Origin of the sequence: Pantoea sp. AS-PWVM4, assembly GCF_000468095.1 — a bacterium.
Taxonomy (GTDB): domain Bacteria; phylum Pseudomonadota; class Gammaproteobacteria; order Enterobacterales; family Enterobacteriaceae; genus Pantoea; species Pantoea phytobeneficialis.
The window spans coordinates 1-20,536 of sequence record NZ_ASZC01000026.1; the positions used below are offsets into that span (position 1 = coordinate 1).

At 55.0% G+C, this 20,536-nt stretch carries 23 protein-coding genes and 2 tRNA genes; 15 read left to right on the forward strand and 10 right to left on the reverse strand.

Annotation, left to right across the window (positions count from 1 at the left end; genetic code table 11):
• Positions 1-25: 25 nt before the first annotated feature.
• Both L579_RS20805 and dkgB read left to right on the forward strand, forming a co-directional pair.
• Positions 26-102 (forward strand) — tRNA-Asp (locus L579_RS20805).
• A gap of 170 nt (positions 103-272) precedes the next feature.
• Positions 273-1,076 (forward strand): 2,5-didehydrogluconate reductase DkgB, encoded by an 804-nt coding sequence (dkgB, locus tag L579_RS20810; RefSeq protein ID WP_021186125.1) that lies wholly within the window; start codon positions 273-275, stop codon positions 1,074-1,076.
• 9 nt (positions 1,077-1,085) lie between these two features.
• Here the strand turns inward: dkgB and yafC are convergent, their stop codons facing one another.
• Positions 1,086-1,994, reverse strand: coding sequence for a DNA-binding transcriptional regulator YafC (gene yafC / locus L579_RS20815; RefSeq protein WP_021186126.1), 909 nt, complete (start codon positions 1,992-1,994; stop codon positions 1,086-1,088).
• Positions 1,995-2,093: 99 nt separating this feature from the next.
• Here yafC and L579_RS20820 point away from each other — a divergent pair, with 99 nt between their 5' ends.
• A complete protein-coding gene (locus L579_RS20820) occupies positions 2,094-3,272 on the forward strand; it encodes an MFS transporter (protein WP_021186127.1) in 1,179 nt (392 codons plus the stop codon).
• Positions 3,273-3,418: 146 nt separating this feature from the next.
• The gene (locus L579_RS20825) at positions 3,419-4,222 is read left to right on the forward strand and encodes an endonuclease/exonuclease/phosphatase family protein (protein ID WP_036627792.1); all 804 of its coding nucleotides are present in this window, start codon (positions 3,419-3,421) and stop codon (positions 4,220-4,222) included.
• A gap of 74 nt (positions 4,223-4,296) precedes the next feature.
• On the opposite strand, the gene mltD is transcribed toward L579_RS20825, so the two are convergent.
• Both mltD and gloB read right to left on the reverse strand, forming a co-directional pair.
• The gene (gene mltD, locus L579_RS20830) at positions 4,297-5,679 is read right to left on the reverse strand and encodes a murein transglycosylase D (RefSeq protein ID WP_036627794.1); all 1,383 of its coding nucleotides are present in this window, start codon (positions 5,677-5,679) and stop codon (positions 4,297-4,299) included.
• Between the two features lie 70 nt (positions 5,680-5,749).
• Complete coding sequence (gloB, locus tag L579_RS20835; RefSeq protein ID WP_021186130.1) at positions 5,750-6,505, reverse strand: hydroxyacylglutathione hydrolase; 756 nt, start codon at positions 6,503-6,505, stop codon at positions 5,750-5,752.
• A gap of 40 nt (positions 6,506-6,545) precedes the next feature.
• Between gloB and L579_RS20840 the strand changes: the two genes are divergently transcribed.
• Positions 6,546-7,280, forward strand: a complete 735-nt coding sequence (locus L579_RS20840) for a class I SAM-dependent methyltransferase (RefSeq protein WP_021186131.1) — start codon at positions 6,546-6,548, stop codon at positions 7,278-7,280.
• Here L579_RS20840 and rnhA read toward each other — a convergent pair.
• Entirely contained in the window at positions 7,265-7,732 is a 468-nt protein-coding gene (gene rnhA, locus L579_RS20845) for a ribonuclease HI (RefSeq protein WP_021186132.1), read from the reverse strand. The two genes, L579_RS20840 and rnhA, sit on opposite strands and share 16 nt — an antisense overlap.
• Before the next feature lie 54 nt (positions 7,733-7,786).
• Here rnhA and dnaQ point away from each other — a divergent pair, with 54 nt between their 5' ends.
• Positions 7,787-8,518: a DNA polymerase III subunit epsilon gene (gene dnaQ / locus L579_RS20850; RefSeq protein ID WP_021186133.1), complete on the forward strand. Its 732-nt coding sequence runs from the start codon at positions 7,787-7,789 to the stop codon at positions 8,516-8,518.
• Between the two features lie 134 nt (positions 8,519-8,652).
• A tRNA-Asp gene (locus tag L579_RS20855) sits at positions 8,653-8,729 on the forward strand.
• Between the two features lie 90 nt (positions 8,730-8,819).
• On the opposite strand, the gene L579_RS20860 is transcribed toward L579_RS20855, so the two are convergent.
• Complete coding sequence (locus tag L579_RS20860) at positions 8,820-10,313, reverse strand: NCS1 family nucleobase:cation symporter-1 (RefSeq protein WP_021186134.1); 1,494 nt, start codon at positions 10,311-10,313, stop codon at positions 8,820-8,822.
• Positions 10,314-10,458: 145 nt separating this feature from the next.
• Between L579_RS20860 and L579_RS20865 the strand changes: the two genes are divergently transcribed.
• Genes L579_RS20865 through puuE form a run of 3 tightly spaced genes read left to right on the forward strand, consistent with a single transcriptional unit; the run spans position 10,459 to position 12,890 of the window.
• Positions 10,459-11,175, forward strand: a complete 717-nt coding sequence (locus tag L579_RS20865; protein WP_021186135.1) for a GntR family transcriptional regulator — start codon at positions 10,459-10,461, stop codon at positions 11,173-11,175.
• Positions 11,175-11,906: an allantoin racemase gene (gene hpxA, locus L579_RS20870; RefSeq protein WP_021186136.1), complete on the forward strand. Its 732-nt coding sequence runs from the start codon at positions 11,175-11,177 to the stop codon at positions 11,904-11,906. Before L579_RS20865 ends, hpxA begins: the two co-directional genes overlap by 1 nt.
• 33 nt (positions 11,907-11,939) lie before the next feature.
• Positions 11,940-12,890 carry an allantoinase PuuE gene (puuE, locus tag L579_RS20875; RefSeq protein ID WP_021186137.1) on the forward strand — a complete coding sequence of 317 codons (951 nt, stop codon included), beginning with the start codon at positions 11,940-11,942 and terminating at the stop codon, positions 12,888-12,890.
• A 92-nt stretch (positions 12,891-12,982) separates the two neighbouring features.
• On the opposite strand, the gene hpxZ is transcribed toward puuE, so the two are convergent.
• Genes hpxZ through L579_RS20895 form a run of 4 tightly spaced genes read right to left on the reverse strand, consistent with a single transcriptional unit; the run spans position 12,983 to position 16,544 of the window.
• Positions 12,983-13,366, reverse strand: coding sequence for an oxalurate catabolism protein HpxZ (hpxZ, locus tag L579_RS20880; protein ID WP_021186138.1), 384 nt, complete (start codon positions 13,364-13,366; stop codon positions 12,983-12,985).
• A gap of 2 nt (positions 13,367-13,368) precedes the next feature.
• The gene (locus tag L579_RS20885; protein WP_021186139.1) at positions 13,369-14,766 is read right to left on the reverse strand and encodes an AtzE family amidohydrolase; all 1,398 of its coding nucleotides are present in this window, start codon (positions 14,764-14,766) and stop codon (positions 13,369-13,371) included.
• On the reverse strand, positions 14,763-14,948 hold the full coding sequence (hpxX, locus tag L579_RS20890; RefSeq protein WP_021186140.1) for an oxalurate catabolism protein HpxX: 186 nt from the start codon (positions 14,946-14,948) through the stop codon (positions 14,763-14,765). The genes L579_RS20885 and hpxX overlap by 4 nt, the downstream gene beginning before the upstream one ends.
• Positions 14,949-14,957: 9 nt before the next feature.
• Positions 14,958-16,544 (reverse strand): gamma-glutamyltransferase family protein, encoded by a 1,587-nt coding sequence (locus tag L579_RS20895; RefSeq protein ID WP_021186141.1) that lies wholly within the window; start codon positions 16,542-16,544, stop codon positions 14,958-14,960.
• 120 nt (positions 16,545-16,664) lie between these two features.
• Here L579_RS20895 and hpxU point away from each other — a divergent pair, with 120 nt between their 5' ends.
• The gene (gene hpxU, locus L579_RS20900) at positions 16,665-17,504 is read left to right on the forward strand and encodes a MurR/RpiR family transcriptional regulator HpxU (protein WP_021186142.1); all 840 of its coding nucleotides are present in this window, start codon (positions 16,665-16,667) and stop codon (positions 17,502-17,504) included.
• Here the strand turns inward: hpxU and L579_RS23985 are convergent.
• Positions 17,501-17,656 (reverse strand): hypothetical protein, encoded by a 156-nt coding sequence (locus tag L579_RS23985; protein ID WP_161628647.1) that lies wholly within the window; start codon positions 17,654-17,656, stop codon positions 17,501-17,503. The genes hpxU and L579_RS23985 overlap by 4 nt on opposite strands.
• A gap of 40 nt (positions 17,657-17,696) precedes the next feature.
• Between L579_RS23985 and L579_RS20905 the strand changes: the two genes are divergently transcribed.
• The 4 genes from L579_RS20905 to L579_RS20920 are packed head-to-tail and all read left to right on the forward strand — an operon-like array spanning position 17,697 to position 20,528.
• On the forward strand, positions 17,697-18,482 hold the full coding sequence (locus L579_RS20905) for a transporter substrate-binding domain-containing protein (protein ID WP_021186143.1): 786 nt from the start codon (positions 17,697-17,699) through the stop codon (positions 18,480-18,482).
• Positions 18,483-18,494: 12 nt separating this feature from the next.
• The gene (locus L579_RS20910; protein WP_021186144.1) at positions 18,495-19,163 is read left to right on the forward strand and encodes an amino acid ABC transporter permease; all 669 of its coding nucleotides are present in this window, start codon (positions 18,495-18,497) and stop codon (positions 19,161-19,163) included.
• Positions 19,160-19,816, forward strand: a complete 657-nt coding sequence (locus L579_RS20915; RefSeq protein ID WP_021186145.1) for an amino acid ABC transporter permease — start codon at positions 19,160-19,162, stop codon at positions 19,814-19,816. Before L579_RS20910 ends, L579_RS20915 begins: the two co-directional genes overlap by 4 nt.
• Positions 19,797-20,528, forward strand: coding sequence for an amino acid ABC transporter ATP-binding protein (locus tag L579_RS20920; protein WP_013507994.1), 732 nt, complete (start codon positions 19,797-19,799; stop codon positions 20,526-20,528). Before L579_RS20915 ends, L579_RS20920 begins: the two co-directional genes overlap by 20 nt.
• Positions 20,529-20,536 lie beyond the last annotated feature (8 nt).

Consider the following 20,536-nt stretch of genomic DNA (forward strand, 5'->3'; position numbering starts at 1 on the left):
CCCCGCTGGTAATGCAGTATTCGGTGGTGCGGTAGTTCAGTCGGTTAGAATACCGGCCTGTCACGCCGGGGGTCGCGGGTTCGAGTCCCGTCCGCACCGCCACTCTCTTGATTAGCCCTGACTGAAAAGTCAGGGCTTTTTCATTTCTGTATTTCTTTAGCGTATTATTGACTGAAACGCAAAATTCCTCTGCTTATAAGCGGATTTTTCAGCAATAAAGAAGCTGTCAAAATGCTCCCATCGAAAACATTTCATTCAACGATGAGGAAATCATGACAATCCCTGCTTTTGGTTTAGGTACTTTCCGTCTGCAAGACGATGTTGTTATTCATTCGGTTAAAACCGCACTTGAGCTTGGCTATCGAACAATCGATACCGCACAAATCTATGAAAATGAGGCTGCTGTAGGTCAGGCGATTGCCGAAAGTGGCGTTGCACGAGACGCGTTATTCGTGACCACCAAGATCTGGGTGGAAAATCTCTCTGCTGATAAATTGATCCCCAGCCTCAAAGAGAGCCTGGTGAAACTGCGCACCGACTATGTAGATCTTACCCTGATCCACTGGCCGTCGCCGGGAGCCAGCGTTTCGGTAAAAGAGAGCATGCAGGCACTGCTGGCCGCCAAAGAAGCGGGCCTGACTCGTCAAATCGGTATCTCCAACTTCCCGATTGCATTGATGAAAGAAGCAATTGAAGCGGTCGGTGCGGAAAATATTGCTACCAACCAGATTGAGCTTCATCCCTATTTGCAGAACGAGCAGGTGGTGAAGTTTGCCCGGGAACAGGGGATCCACATCACCTCTTACATGACGCTGGCCTATGGTGAAGCGCTGAAAGATGGAGTCATTCAGGCTATTGCACAGAAGCACCAGGCAACCCCAGCGCAGGTAGTGCTGGCATGGGCAATGCAGTTGGGTTATGCCGTCATTCCGTCATCAACCAAACGCGACAACCTTGCTGGAAATCTGCAAGCTCAGGATTTACAGCTGGATTCTGATGATATGGATAAGATCCACGCCCTGGATCGTGGGCATCGTCTGGTTAGTCCGGATGGTTTGGCTCCGGCCTGGGATTAAGCAAAAAAATCAGTCCTGGCTTCGCCAGGGCTGGTTCTGCACCCAATCGCTGAGAAAATCAATAAATGCACGTACTCGCTGACTGACACCAAGATCACTGTAATAAACTGCGTTAAACGGCATTTCTACCGGCAAACGCTGATCCGCCAGCAACTCTACAAAGGTCCCATCGGCAATTTCTTGATCAACCATATAGTCAGAAAGGCAGGCAATACCATTGTCGTTCAGGCAAAGTTGTTTGATCGTTTCCCCGCTGTTCGAAGACATTCCCGGATTAATATCATAAAGTTCGCCATTTTCCTGCGCCACAGGCCAGCGATTCAACCGTAAAGGCTCAACGAAACCGAGACATTCATGGTGCGCTAAATCAGCCACCGAGCGTGGAGTGCCATACTTCGCCAGGTACGCAGGTGTGGCGACCAGTTTGCGATAGCTGATAAATAATAAACGAGCGCGCAGGGTGGAGTCGGTCAGGGTTCCGGCGCGAATAGCCACATCAACTTTACGCTCGATAAGATTGATAAAGCTCTCCGAGGAAATCAGCGAGAGAGTGACATCGGGATAGCGTGCGCGAAACGGTTTAACCATCGGCAACAACAAATGGAGGATCACCGGCGTTGCGGCATCAATGCGAAGCACGCCACGCGGAGCTTGCTGTCTGTCTATCAACTCGCTCTCCGCTGTTGACATCTCCTGCATCAATTTTTGTATGCGACGAAAGTAGTGTTCACCTTCATGCGTGAGGGCGAGCTGGCGAGTGGTACGTGTCAATAACGCCACACCCAACTTAGTCTCCAGCTTTTTCACCGTCCGGCTGACCGCCGAGTTGGCCATATGTAATTGTTCAGCAGCACGGCTAAAGCTCCCGCTTTCCACTACCGCAATAAACACTTTCAGCTCGTCTGATGATGCCTTCATTATCTCTCCACAAGCAAAAGTCTATTGTTACTTTGCACCTTTTTGTTATTAAACCATAAGCGGATACTGACGCCCATCAAAACCAATTGGGAGTCAATCATGCCACTTGCACTCTGGGCGCTGACCATCAGTGCCTTTGCTATCGGAACCACTGAATTTGTCATCGTCGGGCTGATCCCGACCATCGCGCAACAACTGGCGATTACCCTGCCTTCAGCCGGGATGCTGGTATCTATCTACGCCCTTGGGGTGGCCATCGGTGCTCCGGTGCTGACGGCGTTGACCGGGAAATTACCGCGTAAACATTTGCTGATGGGGTTAATGGCGCTTTTCACCCTTGGCAATCTGGTAGCCTGGCAGGCACCGAACTACGAAACATTGGTGATTGCGCGACTGCTCACCGGTCTGGCACATGGTGTGTTTTTCTCGGTAGGGTCAACCATTGCGACCAGTTTGGTGAGTAAAGAGAAAGCGGCCAGTGCTATCGCGATTATGTTTGGCGGTTTGACAGTTGCCCTGGTAACGGGGGTGCCACTGGGAACGCTGATCGGGCAGCATTTTGGCTGGCGTGAGAGCTTCCTGGCGGTATCGATGTTGGGGGTTATTGCCCTGGTCGCCAGTATGCTGCTGGTTCCACGCCACATCGCTCAGCCGCCCGTTACTTCGTTGCGACAACAGGCCCGTGTGTTAACCAATCCACGTTTGTTGTTGATCTATGCCATCACGGCCCTCGGGTACGGTGGGGTGTTCACTGCTTTTACTTTTCTGGCACCGATGATGCAGTCACTGGCGGGTTTCTCACCTTCGGCTGTGAGCGTTATCTTACTGGGCTATGGCATCGCGGTGGCAATTGGCAATATCTGGGGCGGTAAGTTGGCGGATCGTCATGGCGCGGTACCGGCTTTGACCCTCATTTTCGCCGCACTGACGGTACTGTTGGGCGTCTTTCAGGTGACGGCGAGTATGCACTATCTGGCATTAGTGACCGTAGTGGTGATGGGTATCTTTGCTTTCGCCAACGTGCCGGGGTTGCAGGTTTATGTAGTGCAGAAGGCAGAACATTACGCCCCTGGTGCGGTGGATGTCGCCTCGGGTTTAAATATTGCCGCTTTTAATATTGGCATTGCGCTGGGTTCTTCTGTGGGTGGCCATATCGTGCAGCAATATGGGTTAGCACAAACTCCCTGGGTCGGTGCAGTCATCGTCTTTATCGCTTTGTTACTGGTGCGTCTGAGCGGTGCGCTGGACAGGCCGCGCGCGGTGATGGCCGTCGAATAATTCGCTTTTCAGCCCACGCTCAGGTGGGCTGATGCACTTAAATGCCGTTAAGGCCATTCCGACAATCAAGAACACCAATTGAAACCCCGCGCTAAAATCCCTATAACAGTCAGGTGAAGTATGTTTGTAACTAGCCAGGCGGGAAAGTGCGGAAAAAAACCTATGCAATGCGTTATGTAGCAGGACAGCCTGCTGAGCGGATCTTTCCGCCAGGGGCGATGCTACATGTTGGGCAAGCGTTACCGCCCGGCGCACCACTCACAGCCGACCCGACATTACGGGTATTGGTGTGGAACATCTTTAAACAGCAACGTGCAGACTGGATGTCAGTGCTGCAAGGCTTTGGCAAAGATGCTCATCTGGTGTTGCTACAGGAAGCGCAAACCACCCCTGAATTGGTGAAGTTCGCCACCAGTAACTATCTGGCTGCTGACCAGGTACCTGCTTTTGTGCTGCCACAGCATCCCTCTGGGGTGATGACGTTGGCGTCGGCTCATCCGGTGTACTGCTGCCCATTGCGTGAGCGTGAGCCGTTATTACGGCTGGCAAAATCCGCGCTGGTGACCGCTTATCCGTTGCCCAATGGAGAAATGTTGATGGTGGTGAACATCCATGCCGTCAATTTCAGCCTGGGTATCGATGTCTACAGCAAACAGCTGGGGCCGATTGGGGAGCAAATCCAGTACCATCGAGGGCCGGTGATTATGGCCGGGGATTTTAATGCCTGGAGTCGTCAGAGGATGAAGGCGTTGTTTCGCTTCGCTCAGGACATGGCTTTACATGAAGTGACGTTTACCGATGACCATCGGCGCAAAGCTTTTGGTCGACCGCTGGATTTTGTCTTCTACCGTGATATGAAGGTCAGTGAAGCCTCGGTATTGGTGACGCGTGCTTCTGACCATAACCCGTTGCTGGTTGAATTTAACTCCACCAGAACCACTTCGCGCTAAACTGCCACATACAGCAGATTTTTCTCACCCGCATAAAAAGAAAAAGGCTGACATTTGTCAGCCTTTTCGCGCCATTAGGTGTCTGGCGTTGCGCTATTATGAACAAACAGCGTGAGGTTATCACCCGGCTGAATGCTCTTCGCATCACTTAATACACTGTTCCAGCGCATAACGTCCTGAATGTTCACTCCATGACGTCGCGCGATACTGGCAAGAGAATCACCCTTACGAACACGATAGGTGATGCTGTTGCCGTTATCGGCCAGCTGCGAACCTTTATCGCCGATGGTCAGTTTCTGACCGATGCGAACTGAGGCACCGCGCAGGTTATTCTGCTGTTTCAGTGTATTAATGCTCACGCCGAGCTTGCTGGCAATGCCAGACAAGGTGTCGCCTTTGCGAACCGTGTAGCTGCTTCCCACATCACTGGCTTTTGCCAGTTGAGAAGGCTGCACGGCGGCAATATCACCGGATGCCAGTGAATTGCGCAGCTGAGCAACGTTGGACTTAGGCACCATAATGTAGTGCGGTCCATTCGGCGCTGTGCTGCCGTGTTTATAGCCAGCATTGAAGCTTTTCAGCTTACTCAACGACATGCCAGCCATATCTGCGGCTTGCGTCAGCTCAATTTGTTGACCCACTTCAACACGAGCCAGTGCTCGGCTCTCGTTCGGGGTCGGCAATTTGATGCCGTAGCGCTTGTTGTTCTTGAGAATATCGCTCAAGGCCAACATTTTAGGAACATAAACCGCGGTTTCGCGGGGCAGCGACAAATTCCAGAAATCGGTCGGCTTACCGCGCGCCTTATTCTGTTTTATCGCTTTCAACACACGTCCTTCACCACTGTTATAAGCGGCAACGGTCAGTAACCAGTCACCGTCAAACATGGTGTTGAGACGCTGCATCATATCCAGCGCAACCTTGGTAGACGCCACCACATCCCGGCGACCGTCATACCATTGGTTCTGTTTCAAACCATAGTTTTTGCCCGTTGTTGCAACAATCTGCCAAATGCCTGCGGCATTCGCAGAAGATGTTGCATGTGGGTCAAAAGCGCTCTCCACTATGGGTAGCAGTACCAGTTCCATCGGCATCTTACGTTTCTGTATCTGCTCGACTATCCAGTACATGTACGGCTCTGCCCGTAATGTTACATCGTGGAGATAGCTCTTATTTTTTAAGTACTTTGTTTTTTGTTCGCGGATCCGGGAGTTATCCGGAATCCCCATCTTCAACTCGTCACTAATGTGATTCCAGAGATCAGTGTCTTCTGCGAGGCTTGTTCCATCATCTTGCCAGCGCGGCGACAACAAGCGATCTCCGTACTTTCCATTTTCACCTTGACCAGCTGAAGACAGGCTCTGAGCATGCTGTTGCGGGATAGTGGCGTCATTCCTTGATGCCTGACAACCTCCCACCAGCAAGACAGAGGCGATTAATATCGCTTTTGCCTTCATGTGTGTGTCAATAGTCGCTTAAAAGACGAGCAATCATACTTGACGGTCTGACACAACACAACCACAAATATCAAAAACGATCTTTCTTCTCGCGTAGATCTGCAAAAGTTTGCCATAGTGGCGCAGTTGTAAAATTACCGCCCAAAGCCTTTTGTAAATCAGCATCTTGCGTGCGAAGAAATAAATTTATTTCACGCTCTAAAGCCAAATTTGTTGGCAAAGTAATGCGATTTTCTGCTCGTAAGTCCTTAATTTGCTGGAACCTTGCTAAAATTTTCGGGTCATGGGGCAGAATAGCCGCAGCAAACTTCATATTGGATAAAGTGTACTCATGTGCACAGCAAATCAGAGTGTCGGCAGGTAGCTGGTTAAGTTTTTGAAATGACTCAAACATTTGTTGTGCGGTGCCTTCAAATAATCGGCCGCAACCACCGGAAAACATCGTGTCACCACAGAAAAGATAAGGCGAGCTGTAATATGAGATATGTCCTAAAGTGTGGCCGGGGGTAGCGATGACACGGAAATTTATCCCCAACAGGGTAAATTCATCCCCATCGCCAACAATGCGCGTTGCACCTTTATCCGCAGTTTCTTGTGGACCGAAAATCTCCAGTTCAGGAAACTGCTGCAACAGTTCAGCGACACCACCGACATGATCGTGATGATGATGTGTCAGTAAAATTGCCACCGGCTGCCAGCGATGAACACGGATTTTATCCAGCACGGGCTGTGCTTCGCCGGGATCGACAATCAGGCAATGATTGTGTTCATCGGTCAGTGTCCAGATGTAGTTATCCTGCAACGCGGGAATACTGGTAAGATTCATAAACACCTCTCAGGCCGTAGAAAAAGGAAGATGGTAAAGCATGAAGCCGGCTAAAACACGCCAAATCCTGACTGCGCCACGCTCCTGGCGCGACATGCCCTGGGGCGATTATTTTCGCGACGCCTTAACGCAGCAACTGCAACCTTACCTCGGGAAGCTGTATGGCTTTCATATGCTTAAAATTGGCAATCTGAGCGCAGAAATCAACACCAGCCACTGCCCCATTTCGCATCAGGTGAATGTGGGGGAGCAGGGTGATGAGTTGCAGGTGATTGCCCGCGCGACCCAACTGCCGTTCGAATCCAAATCGATTGATGCCTGCCTGTTAGCTCACACCTTATCCTGGAGCCAGGATCCGCATCGCGTGCTGCGTGAGGTTGATCGGGTGCTGATTGACGATGGCTGGATGATTATCAGCGGCTTTAATCCGTTTAGCCTGCTGGGTATCAGCAAAGGCATTCCGGGTCTGCATAGCCGAGCCCCGTGGAGCGGTCGGATGTTTAGCCAGATGCGTCTGCTGGACTGGTTGCATCTGCTGAACTATGAAGTGGTTTATCGTACTCGCTTCCAGGTGGTGCCGTGGCACCGGCAGGGCGGTAAAGTGATCAGCGCGCATCTGCCGGCATTAGGCTGTCTGAATGTGGTGGTGGCGCGTAAACGAACCTTCCCGTTAACGCCCACCAAAGTGAAAAAAAGCCTGAGTAAAACGCAATTGCGGCAGACGGTTAACGCGACGCGCCAGTTCCGCAACATGAAGGATCAGGATTCCGGCTGATAACCGACATCATTCTGGGTCGGCTGGCTGGCAGCGCTACGCGCCAGCTCGTCACAGCGTTCGTTTTCCGGGTGACCGGCATGGCCCTTCACCCATTCCCACGAGATCTGATGCGAGCTCAGCGCCAGATCGAGCCGTTGCCACAGATCAACATTCTTCACCGGTTTTTTCTCAGCGGTTTTCCAGCCGCGTTTCTTCCAGTTATGAATCCAGCTGGTAATCCCCTGGCGTACATATTGGCTGTCGGTGCTGATCACCACTTCACACGGCTGCGTCAGCGCTTCCAGCGCGACAATCGCCGCCATCAGTTCCATACGATTATTGGTGGTGAGGCGGTAACCGGCACTGAAGGTTTTCTCATGCTGGCGATAACGCAGAATGGCACCATAGCCACCGGGGCCGGGATTACCGAGACAGGAGCCATCGGTGAATATTTCTACCTGTTTACGCATCTCTGGTAGACTTCCTTGACTTATAAAACACCAAGTCTGACATAAACGAGTCCTATGAGCACTGCAAATAACCGCCAGATCGTCCTCGATACCGAAACCACCGGCATGAACATGATCGGTGTGCACTATGAAGGACATCGCATCATTGAAATCGGTGCGGTTGAGGTGATCAACCGCCGCCTGACCGGTAATAACTTTCACATTTACCTCAAGCCAGATCGTCTGGTGGACCCGGAAGCCTTTGGCGTTCATGGTATTGCCGATGAATTTCTGGCGGATAAGCCGAGCTTTAGCGACATTGCCGCGGAGTTTCTTGAGTATATCCGCGGTGCGGAGTTGGTGATCCATAACGCATCGTTCGATATCGGCTTTATGGATTACGAGTTTGCCATGTTGCAGCGCGACATCGGCAAAACCGAGACGTTCTGCCAAATTACTGACAGCCTGGCGATGGCGCGCAAGATGTTCCCCGGCAAGCGTAACAGCCTTGATGCGCTCTGTAGCCGTCTGGAAATTGATAACAGCAAACGAACGCTGCACGGCGCATTACTCGATGCCGAAATTCTCGCCGAGGTGTTCCTGACCATGACGGGTGGCCAGACATCGTTGGCTTTTTCCCACGAGAGCGAGCAGAGCAGCCAGGTGGATGGCGAAAATATTCAGCGCATTGTTCGCCCGGCGTCGGGTCTGCGCGTCGTCAGCGCCAGCGATGAAGAGTGCCTGGCACATGAAAGCCGTTTAGACCTGGTGATGAAGAAGGGCGGTAGCTGCCTGTGGCGTGCCTGAAATGGCTGATTTTGCGTGGAAAAGCAACGTTAAGCTGAAAAAAACAGCAAACGAAACAAACCCACAGAAAAAGCGTTGACGGCAGATCGCCGTGCCATTAATATGCGCCTCGTTCCCGACGGGGAACACAGCGCGGTGCGGTAGTTCAGTCGGTTAGAATACCGGCCTGTCACGCCGGGGGTCGCGGGTTCGAGTCCCGTCCGCACCGCCAATCTATTTAAAGAAGCCGATTCAGTAATGAATCGGCTTTTTGCTTTTTCGGATTCGACAATCAAACGGCGCGATAATCGCGCCGTTCGGTTTAATCCTTCTGCACCGCCACCTTGCCACGATACGTGGCCGCCGGTACTTCACGTTCAGCACGCGCCAGCCAGCGATAGCAGCCCATGCCGAGCGCTACTCCGATAAACCAGCTAAAGTTGGCAACCTCATGCAGTGACGGAATAAAGCTGATAATCAGGCAAATTCCCACCGAAGGCAGCAGCGCGGCAATGGCTTTCGGGTTAAAGCCACCCTGATACCAGTAGCGGCCTTTCGGCGTATCATCAAACAGATCATCGACATACACTTTGCTGCGTTTGATCAGATAGAAATCGGCGATCAGAATGCCAAACAGCGGTCCGATAAAGGAACCCAGAACATCCAGCGTGTAGTGAATCAATTCAGGTGACTGGAACAGGTTCCACGGGGTCAGCAAGACAGAGCCGACGGCAGCGATCATGCCACCGGTACGGAAGCTGATTTTCTGCGGTGAGCAGTTGGAAAAGTCGAAGGCGGGTGACACGAAGTTTGCCACGATATTGATACCAATAGTCGCGGTGATCATCGTTAACAGACCAAGCGCCACCGCCAAATCGTTACCCACCATACTGACGGTTTCGATAGGGTCGGTAATCATGCGTCCGAACAGTGAATTGGAGCCAGAGACAATCACCACCGTCACAATCGAGAACAGCAGGAAGTTGAACGGCAGACCCCAGCGGTTGCCACGGCGAATCTCACCCATATTTTTGCCGTAGCGAGAAAAGTCACCAAAGTTAAGCAGCGGGCCGGAGAAGTAGGACACCACCAGCGCCGTCGCGGTGATCATCTGCCAGGTTTGTTCGCCGGCACTTAACTGCTTGCTGGCCAGGGTAAAAGAGATACCGTCAAAACCGGTCTTGTATACAATCCATCCTGCCAGCGCCACCATGACCACGTACACCGCGGGACCCGCCACATCGATGAAACGTTTGATAGCGTTCATTCCGTGCCAGAATACCAGCGCCTGCAAGAACCACATCAGGCCGAAGCAGCACCAGCCCAGTTGCGATAAGCCCAGCCAGCTGCTATGCGTCATGCTGGACAGTGACGGGAAGAACTTCAGCAGCACCAGCATCAGCGCGTTAGCTGCAAGGTAAGTCTGAATTCCATACCAGGCAAAGGCGATCAGGCCACGGATTATCGCCGGGATATTGGCACCGAACACACCAAACGCCTGACGCGAAATCACCGCATAAGGCACGCCCGCCATCTGGCTTGGCTTCGCCACCAGGTTGGCGCACAGCTGCACAATACAAATCCCCACCAGCAGACACAGCAGCACCTGCCAGCTTGCCAGCCCGAGCGTGAAGAAACTGGCTGCCACCACATAGCCGCCCATGCTGTGCACGTCCGACATCCAGAAAGAGAAAATGTTGTACCACGACCAGTTCTGGTCCCGTGTGGGTGCCAGATCCTCATTGCAAAGCCGTGGGCTATAGTGGGCGTTGGCTTCAGAGGCCACCGCAGAGGTCACTTCAGAATGATTTGGCATGAAACCTGCTCCTCTCTTTAATAATGAATAATAATCACAGCGTGAAACGGTATTGCAGGATCCAGGCCAGAATTGATTTCTTGTATACAAAAATTGTTTTTCGCGTATACGATGTGCTGTGCACAGACATTTACCGGAGCGGGAAATGAAGAGTGAAACAGGCCAGCGAACGGCCGCAGATCTGAATGATAGAGACGAACCCATCTACCAGGCGCTGTTAAGCGCGATTGTTGAACACCAGTTGCCCCCCGGCAGCAAATTGCCCGAAGAGGCGCTGTCTGAAGTGTTTGGCGTCAGCCGTACCGGTATCCGCAAGGTGCTGCAACGCCTCGCTGCGGTGCAAATGATTACCTTATCGCCCAGGCGTGGTGCACAGGTGGCGACACCTGGCGTGGAGGAGGCACGGGATATCTTCGCCACACGTAGTTTGCTGGAATGCGCCAACCTGTCGGCGGTACTGGCCCATGTACAGCCACCGCATCTGGCGGCGCTGGCGGATTTGATCGCCGCAGAACAGCAGGCGCATGAACAACACGATGGTGCAGCGGCGATTCGGTTGTCGGCCGCGTTTCATATTCAGCTTCAGGCGATTTCAGGTAACCAGGTACTGACCGAAATGGTGACGCACCTGACGCAGCGCTCCTCGCTGGTCATTGCGGCGTACGGTGCCCCCTGGCAGCGCGGTTGCCGTTGTGATCATCACGATCGGCTGGTGGATCTGCTGCGGCAGAAAGATCTGGCCGGTCTGACGGCTGCGCTTCACCATCACTTCGAACATATTGTTGCCAGCCTGCACTTTGAGCGCAGCGGTGAAACCCTCCCCGATTTTGCCCGGCTGTTCGCCGGTAAAGGAGTCACCTGATGAGCCTGATTCAGGTTATTAACCCCAACACCAGCCTGGCGATGACGGAAACCATCGGCCAGGCCGCGCGAGCTGTGGCGGCACCGGGCACCGAAATTATCGCAGTGTGCCCGAGCCAGGGAGTGCCATCCATTGAGGGCCACTTTGATGAGGCAATCGCCGCCCTTGGGGTGCTGGAGCAGGTGAAGCTGGGCAAAGCGCAGGGTGTCAGTGGTCATGTGATCGCCTGTTTTGGCGATCCCGGTTTACTGGCTGCGCGCGAGTTGGCGACCGGCCCGGTGGTGGGTATCGCCGAAGCCGCGATGCATACCGCAACGCTGCTGGCGACGCGTTTTTCCATCGTGACCACGCTGCCACGGACCCTGGTCATTGCGCGCCATCTGTTGCAGCAATATGGTTTTACCCATCATTGTGCCGCCCTGCATGCCATCGATTTGCCGGTGCTGGCACTGGAAGATGGTAGCGGTGTGGCGCAGGAAAAGGTGCGTCAGCGTTGTCTCCAGGCGAAACGGGAAGATGGTAGCGGGGCGATTGTGTTGGGATGTGGCGGCATGGCGACGCTGGCCCAGGATCTGACCCGCGAACTCGGTTTACCGGTGATCGACGGTGTCGGTGCGGCGGTCAAAATGGTGGAGTCGCTGGTGGCGCTGGGCTTTGGCACCAGCAAACATGGCGATCTCGATTACCCGCTAGAAAAACCGCTCACGGGTGCCTTCCAGCACCTAAACTAAGCACTGGTTGAGGTTTACACAGGAACTTACAGAATGAGTGATGTATCTGAAAAGAAAGAGTACAGCTTCAACAAAAACTATCCGCGTGACCTGATTGGTTACGCTGGTCAGCCACCGCATGCCCAGTGGCCGGGGAAAGCTCGCGTGGCGGTGCAATTTGTCCTCAATTACGAAGAGGGTGCCGAAAATAACGTGTTGCACGGCGACGCCGGTTCTGAGCAGTTTCTGTCCGACATCATCGGCGCTGCCAGCTATGCCGATCGTCACATGTCGATGGACTCGCTCTACGAGTACGGCTCCCGCGCGGGTTTCTGGCGCATTCACCACGAATTTCAAAAGCGCGGTTTGCCACTGACCATTTTTGGCGTGGCGATGGCGCTGGCACGCCATCCGGAAATCGTTGCTGCGATCAAAGCCGCCGACTATGACGTGGTCAGCCACGGCTGGCGCTGGATCCACTATCAGGGGATGGATGCGAAGACTGAGCGCCAGCATATGCAGCAGGCGGTCGATGTGCTGAAAGATCTGTTTGGCAAAGCACCGACGGGTTGGTACACCGGGCGCGACAGCCCGAACACACGCCGCCTGGTGGTGGAGCAGGGCGGCTTTAGCTACGACAGCGATTACTACGGCGATGACTTGCCGTTTTGGACGCAGGTGACCTGCCAGGATGGCACGGTAAAACCGCATCTGATCATTCCTTATACGCTGGAATGTAACGATATGCGCTTTGCCTCACCGCAGGGTTTCAACACCGCCGAGCAGTTCTACACCTACCTGCGCGATACCTTTGATGTGTTGTACGAAGAAGGGGAAACTGCACCGAAGATGATGTCGATCGGCATGCATTGCCGTCTGTTGGGCCGTCCTGGCAAATTCCGTGCGTTGCAGCGTTTCCTGGACCATATCCAACAACACGACCAGGTATGGGTGTGTACGCGCCAGCAGATTGCCGACCACTGGATGGAGACTCATCCAGCTTAACCCCCCGTAGCGGCGCGATTTATCGCGCGGATTTTTCCCGCATTGCGCACGGGAATACGCGATAAATCGCGCCGTTACGGTTGTGGATGCCTTTAAACCATCAAACTCACCTGCGCGGCAACAATACGCCAGCCGCACGGCAGTCGGACCCAGGTTTGCTGCTGACGGCCAATCTTCTCCGTCCCGGCACGGGTGAACTCGGTGCTGCACACCGCATAATCATCACCAAAGGTGGTGATCACCGTATGACGCAAGTCGCGATCCAATCCGGCAGAGGGACGAGCCGCACGAAACGCCCGGATCTCCTCAATACCATACAGATTCTCACCGGCGCCGAGACGCACGGTGCGGTTGTCGTGCCAGAAAAGTTCATCCAGCACTGCTACGTCATTGCTGACCAGCGCCTGCTCGTAGCGGTAAAACGCGGCGGTGACTTCGGCGACAATCGCCGGACGATCGATATTCTCTGGGGTCATGGTTATGCGTCCATCAGGGTAGTTTGCGGCAGCGTCAGCCCTTGTTGTTGCAGCGCCCAGGCGGCGCGCAATGCCAGGTGTTCTTTAAACGGTGCTGCGATCAACTGCAAACCAATCGGCAAGCCGCTGGCGGTAGGTAGCGGCACGGTACAGACCGGCAGGCCGAGGAAGGAGATCGGCTGGGTCAGCATCCCCATGCTGGCACGGGTGGGCAGATCCTGCCCATTAATACGAATGGTTTCCTGACCGATGGTGGTCGCGCTGCATGGCGTCGCCGGGGCGATCAGCACGTCAAAATGTTCAAACAGCGGCAGTACCTGCTGCTGGAAATGGCGACGGAAGCGCTGTGCCTGCACATACCAGGCGGAGGGCAGTATCGCACCCGCTAACAGGCGTTCACGCGAGTTCGGTTCGAAACGTTCCGGCATCTCACGCAGTTTCGGCAGATAGTGATTCCCCCCTTCGGCAGCGGTCAGGATAAAAGCGGCTGAGCGTGCAATCTCGGCATTCGCCATTGTCACTTCATCGCTGGCCGCCAGCGCTTTGGCAGCAATAGCCAGCGCGGCTCGCGCGTCATCATCACACCAGGTGGAGAAGAAACCGCCCAGCACACCACAACGCAGCCCTTCAAGTCCTTGAGTCAGGGTTGGGCTGGCTGCCGTCACCGGTTGGGCTGCCTGAAACGCATCGCTGGCATCCGCACCCTGTAAGGTGTCGTACACCAGGCTGAGGTCTTCTACTGAGCGGGCAAACGGACCGATATGGTCAAGGCTGGCAACAAACGGATGGCTGCCGCTACGCGACAAGCGACCAAAAGTCGGTTTCAGACCATAAATGCCGCACAGCGAGGCCGGTACGCGAATCGAACCGTTGGTATCGCTCCCGAGGGAGAAATGCACCAATCCGGCAGCGACCGCAGCGGCGGAACCGCCCGAGGAGCCGCCCGCCACCCGGCTGAGATCGCGCGGGTTGTGCGTGGGTCCGTAATGGGTGTTTTCGGTGGTGAAGCCGTATGCGTAAGCATCCATATTCAACATGCCGGAGAGCAGCGCGCCCGACTGGCGCAGTTTGCTCACCGCCCAGGCATCGTCGCGTGCCGCCGGACGTTCGCTGAACAGGCTGGCACCGGCCAGGGTACTGTGCCCGGCGACATCAAACAGGTTCTTCACCGCATAGGGAATTCCCGCCAGCGGGGGGAGCGTTTCGCCGCGCTGGCGCTGCGTATCCAGCTGATCCGCTTCTTTCAACATGCGCTGACCGGTGACTTCGGTCCAGGCATTCAACGCCGGGTTATGTTGTTCAATCGCGGTCAACGTCTGCTCGGCAATGGCGCGTGCGCTAATCTCACCGTTGCTCAGTGCCTGTTGCAGCGCGCTTATCGAGAGGGTGGAAAGTTTCATAGCTTATACACTCCCGCCACTTCCATGCGATCGTCGAGTGGAAAGGCCATCAAGGGTTCAGCCATCGCGGCAATACGGTTGAATTGGGTTAAAAGCTCGGCGCGGCGCGCCTCATCCAGCTCCAGCGCCAGAATCTGTTCCATCTGGGCGATATAGGCGGCCCAGTCCGGTTGTGTCGTCATCTTTTCTCCTTAGAAACCTGCGGCGCTGCCATTGCTGCGAGGGTCAAATGCGCCTTCAAACATGCCGTTGTTATGACGGATGATGGCACCTGCGTGACCCACCACCTCACTAAAATCGGGCAACAGCTCCACTTCATGACCCAGCTCGCGTAATTGCTGCACCGTTTCCGGCGCGAAACGCGCTTCCAGCTTGAGGGAGTCAGAGGATTGTCCCCAGGTGCGGCCCAGCAGCCAGCGTGGTGCGCTCACCGCCTGTTGCAACGGCAGCCCCTGAATCACATGACGGGTAAAGATCGCCGCCTGGGTCTGTGGCTGACCATCGCCACCCATTGAACCGTAAACCATAGTGCGGCCATCTTTCAGCCGTGCCGCCGCCGGGTTAAGGGTATGGAAGGGCTGTTTGCCCGGTGCCAGCGCCAACAGGTGGCCCGGCTGTAAACTGAAAGCCGCACCGCGGTTTTGCCAGGTGATGCCGGTACCCGGCAGCACCACGCCACTACCGAATTCGTGGTAAATGCTCTGGATAAAGGAGACTGCCAGCCCGCTGCTGTCCATCACCCCCATCCACACGGTATCACCGGGGCCTTTGCCGGTGCCCCAGGGGGCGGCGGTCGCATCATCAATCTGCGCGGCGAGGCCAGCCAGATGATCAGCATCCAGCAGGCTCTGCACATCAATGTCGATATGACGCGGATCGGTAATATGTTGGTCACGCAGGCCAAAGGCTTTCTTGGTGGCTTCAACGATGCGGTGCACGGTCTGCGCGTCATCCGCTTCCGCCATGTTGAGGCGATCGGTGATGCCGAGAATCGCCAGCGATACCAGTCCCTGGGTCGGCGGGGTCATGTTCCAGATGTCGCCTTCGCTGTGGGCCAGATGCAACGGCGTGCAGCGGCGTGCCTGCTGGCGTTGCAAATCTTCCAGCGTGATCGGCATACCCAGCGCGGACATCTCACGCGCCAGATGGTGCGCCAGTTCGCCGCGATAAAAACTGTCTAACCCCTGTTCGCACAACAAACTCAGCGTATTCGCCAGCGCCGGTTGGGTAAAGCGGCTGCCTGCGGCAGGTACTTCGCCATCGGGTAAAAAGTTGGCGGCAAAACCGGGCTGATCCTGTAATTCATCACGTTTCGCTGCTGTCGCTGCTGCCTGTGAAGCGGTGACGGGAATACCGTCGGCCGCGTAGCGGATGGCATCGCGCAGCAGACGTGCCAGCGGCAGTGCCGGGCTGCCCAACTCAGCAGAGAAGGCCAGCGCCTCCTGCCAGCCGCTGACGGTACCGGCCACGGTCAGGGCCGCTTTGGGGCCACGGTGTGGAATTTTTGTTGCGCCGTGGTAGAAATCAAAGTGCGCCAGTGAACCGGCAGCACCGCTGGCGTCAATGGCGATCGGATCACCACCGGGAGGCACGATCAGCCAGAAGCCATCGCCACCTAAACCATTCATATGCGGGTAAACCACGGCGACAGTGGCGGCAGCCGCCACCATAGCTTCGATGGCGTTGCCACCTTCGCGCAGCACGGCTAAGGCACTTTCACTGGCGAGATGATGCGGGGTTACGGCCATACCTAACGGGGCCATATTGCTCTGTATCATAGTGAACTCATTTTTGGGTACATGGCAAAGTTATAGCAAGAGCTGTTCCAGTTTTGGTCGGACACCATTGTGGATCGATTTATGCTAGCTTGTGATGAAACGAAAGTTACAGGACGAATGATGAAACAGCTAGATGAACGCCTCCGCAGTCACTATCCGCAACTGTCGCCGCAGGAGCAGCGCATTGCCGATTTTGTCTTTGACCATTTTGATGACCTGATCAGCTACAACAGCGCCGAGCTGGCGCGGCTGAGCGGGGTATCAAAAGCCACGGTGAGCCGGCTGTTTAAGCGCCTCGGTTACGAAAAATATAAAGACATGCGCGATGAATTGCGCACGCTGCGCCAGAGCGGCATGCCGTTGACCGACAACCGTGATGCTGTGCAGGGCAACACGCTGCTGTCGCGCCATTACAAGCAGGAGATGGCGAACCTGACGCAGTGGGTCAACGGCATCGACCCGCAGCAATTTGGTGAGGTGATTCAGGCGCTGGCACAGGCAAAACGCTTGTTTATCATTGGTATGCGTAACGCCTATCCGGTAGCGCTGCACCTGCGCCAACAGCTGATGCAGGCCCGTCCTCAGGTCCATGTGCTGCCGCAACCGGGTCAGACGCTGGGTGAGGAGCTGGTGGATATCACCCCTGATGATGTGGTGGTGGTGATGGCTTTTCGTCGCCGTCCACGCATTATCCGTCCGTTAATGCAGCAGTTGCAGCAGAGCAACATTCCGGTACTGGCGCTGTGCGAACCCCAGGCGCAGGGCATCCTGACCCTGGCGCGTTGGCAGTTGTGTGCGCCGCTCGACAGCGTCTCCGCCTTCGATAGCTACGCTTCTGCCATGAGTCTGATTAACCTGCTGGCCAATGCGTTGCTGCATGAAATGTTGTCAGAGGGGCGTCAGCGTATTCACCAGATTGCCGACCTTTATCAGCATCTGGATGAGCTGGAACACCGTTAAAGGGCACCTTTTTGGTGCTTTGCACCTTTTTTGATCAGAATCACAGACGGGCAATGCGCCCGTTTTTTTTCGTCTGATAATGCAGAAACCCTGATTTTACGTGGAAGTGTTCTTTTTGTTTCGGTTGGCACATTAGTTGCAGAACGATTCATCAAGAATCTTTTGTTTCACATAAACTCACCGGGGTGCATAATGAAAAAAGTTTTAATGGCGGTAGCGGGCGCTGCTCTGATGATGGCGCAGGTTGGTAGCGCAATGGCCGATCAGTTGCAGGACATCCAGAAACGCGGCGTGATCCGCATTGCCGTGCCGCAGGACTTCCCGCCGTTCGGTTCTGTCGGCACCGATTTACAGCCGCAGGGCTACGACATCGACATGGCGAAGTACCTCGCCAAAGAGATGAAACTGAAGTTGCAGCTGGTGCCCGTTTCCAGTGCCAACCGCGTTCCTTATCTGCAAACCGACAAAGTCGATCTGGTGATCTCCAGCATGGGGAAAAACGCCGAACGTGAAAAAGTGATCGACTTTAGCCGTGCTTACGCACCGTTCTTCCTCGGCGTATTTGGTCCGAAAGGCGAAGAAATCAAAGATGCGGCGGCGCTGAGCGGCAAATCCATCGGCGTAACCCGTGGTGCGGTAGAAGATATGGTTCTGACCGGTATCGCTCCGAAAGATGCCGAGGTGAAACGTTACGAAGATAACAACACCACGCTGTCTGCTTATCTTTCAGGTCAGGTGCAGTTTATCGCCACCGGTAACCTGGTCGTCGCTGCGATTGCCCGTCAGAACCCGGCCAAAGCCCCGGTGGCGCAGTTTATGCTGAAAGACTCCCCGTGCTTTATCGGTCTGAAGAAAGACGAGCCAGCGCTGAAAGATAAAGTGAATGCGCTTATCGAGCAGGGCATTAAAGATGGCACCCTGAACAAACTGTCCGAAGAGTGGCTGAAAGCGCCACTGCCGGCCAACCTCGGCGCATAAGAAGGACGGCCAATGATTGGGCAACTTAACTTTGCTGCGCTGTGGCCACACTGGCCGGAGTTACTGGCAGGGCTGTGGGTCACCATCCAGCTGACGGTGCTGGCAACGGTGGGTGGCGTCGCGCTGGGTATTCTCGGTGCCGCGCTACGCAGCGGTAAACCCAGCCTGGCGGGGCGCATCTGGGGCATTTACGTCGAGCTGATTCGTAACACGCCCTTTGTGGTGCAGCTGTTTTTTATCGTCTTTGGTTTACCCAATCTTGGTCTGAAACTGACGGCGGGCGAAGCTGCGCTGCTGGCGATGCTGATTAACCTCGGTGCCTACAGCACCGAGATAATTCGTGCCGGTATCCAGGTGACACCAAAGGGGCAATGGGAAGCGGGCCGTGTACTCGGCCTGACCCGCAGCCAGACGTTTTTGCGTGTGGTGCTGCCGCCGTCGTTGCAACGTATTTATCCGGCGCTGGTCAGTCAGTGCATCATCGTGATGCTGGGTTCTTCGGTGGTATCGCAAGTCTCCTATGAGGAACTGACCTTCGCCGCCAACCTGATTCAGTCACGCACCTTTTTGAGTTTTGAAGTCTATCTGGTGACGACGCTGATCTACCTGGCGTTGTCGATTGCCATGCGTCAGCTACTGCTGGCCGTAGGGCGTAAATGGTTTGGAGCGCAGCCATCATGACCACGTTTACCGATTGGGATATCGTGCGCAACCTGCTGCTGGCGGCGCGCTGGACGATTTTGCTGTCGCTGGTGGCCTTCTTTGGTGGCACGCTGGTGACCCTGCCGCTGCTGTTTCTGCGCCTGCTGCGTAAGCCGTGGCTGATGCGGGTGATTCGTGGTTATACCGAACTGTTCCAGGGGACGCCGCTGCTGATGCAGTTGTTTCTGGCTTTCTTCGGTGTCGCACTGTTTGGCATCGACGTTGCCCCCTGGACCGCCGCCTCACTGGCGTTGACGCTCTACACCAGCGCCTTTCTGGTGGATATCTGGTACGGCAGCATCCGTGCCTTGCCGAAAGGGCAGTGGGAAGCCTCGCGCTGCCTGGGTCTGACCTTCGGCCAGACGCTGTATCGCGTGGTTGCCCCGCAGGCAATCCGCATTGCCATCGCCCCAACGGTCGGTTTTGCCGTGCAGGTGATCAAGGGCACCGCGCTGGCTTCAATCATTGGTTTTGTCGAACTGACTAAAGCCGGCACCATTCTGAACAACGTGACTTATCAGCCGTTTAAGGTATTTGGCCTGGTGGCGTTGGGTTACTTCCTGATGTGTTATCCGCTGTCGCGTTACAGCCAGTACCTGGAGAAAAAATTCAATGCCGCTCATCACCATTAATCAGGTACAGAAGTACTACGGCGACAACCACGTCCTTAAAGGTGTCGATCTCGATATCGAAATGGGCGAAGTGATCTCCATCATCGGACGGAGCGGATCGGGTAAAAGTACCCTGCTGCGCTGCATGAACGGGCTGGAAGGCTATCAGGAAGGCAGCATCAAACTGGGCGGGATGACCATTACCGACCGTGAATCGCAGGCGCGTGAAATCAGCCGCTCGGTCGGGATGGTGTTCCAGAGTTTTAACTTGTTCCCGCATATGACGGCGCTGGAAAACGTGATGCTGGCTCCGCGCCGCGTGCTGAAAAAGAGCGAAGCCGAATGCCGGGAGCTGGCGAAGCAGATGCTGGAAAAAGTTGGCCTCGGTGAACGCCTGGATTATTACCCGGCCAATCTTTCGGGTGGTCAGCAGCAGCGTGTGGCAATCGCCCGTGCGCTGGCAATGCAACCCAAAGTATTACTTTGTGACGAGATCACCTCCGCACTCGATCCCGAGCTGGTGGGTGAAGTGTTGAAAGTGCTGGAGCAGCTGGCTGCCGAAGGTATGACGCTGATTCTCGTGACACACGAAATGAACTTCGCCCGCGATGTGGGCGATCGAGTGGTCTTTATGCATCAGGGGCGCGTCTGGGAGCAGGGCGACAGCAAAACGTTGTTCGCCAATCCGCAAACGGCGGAGTTGAAACAGTTTATCTCGACGGTCCGTCTCTAAGCCATCAA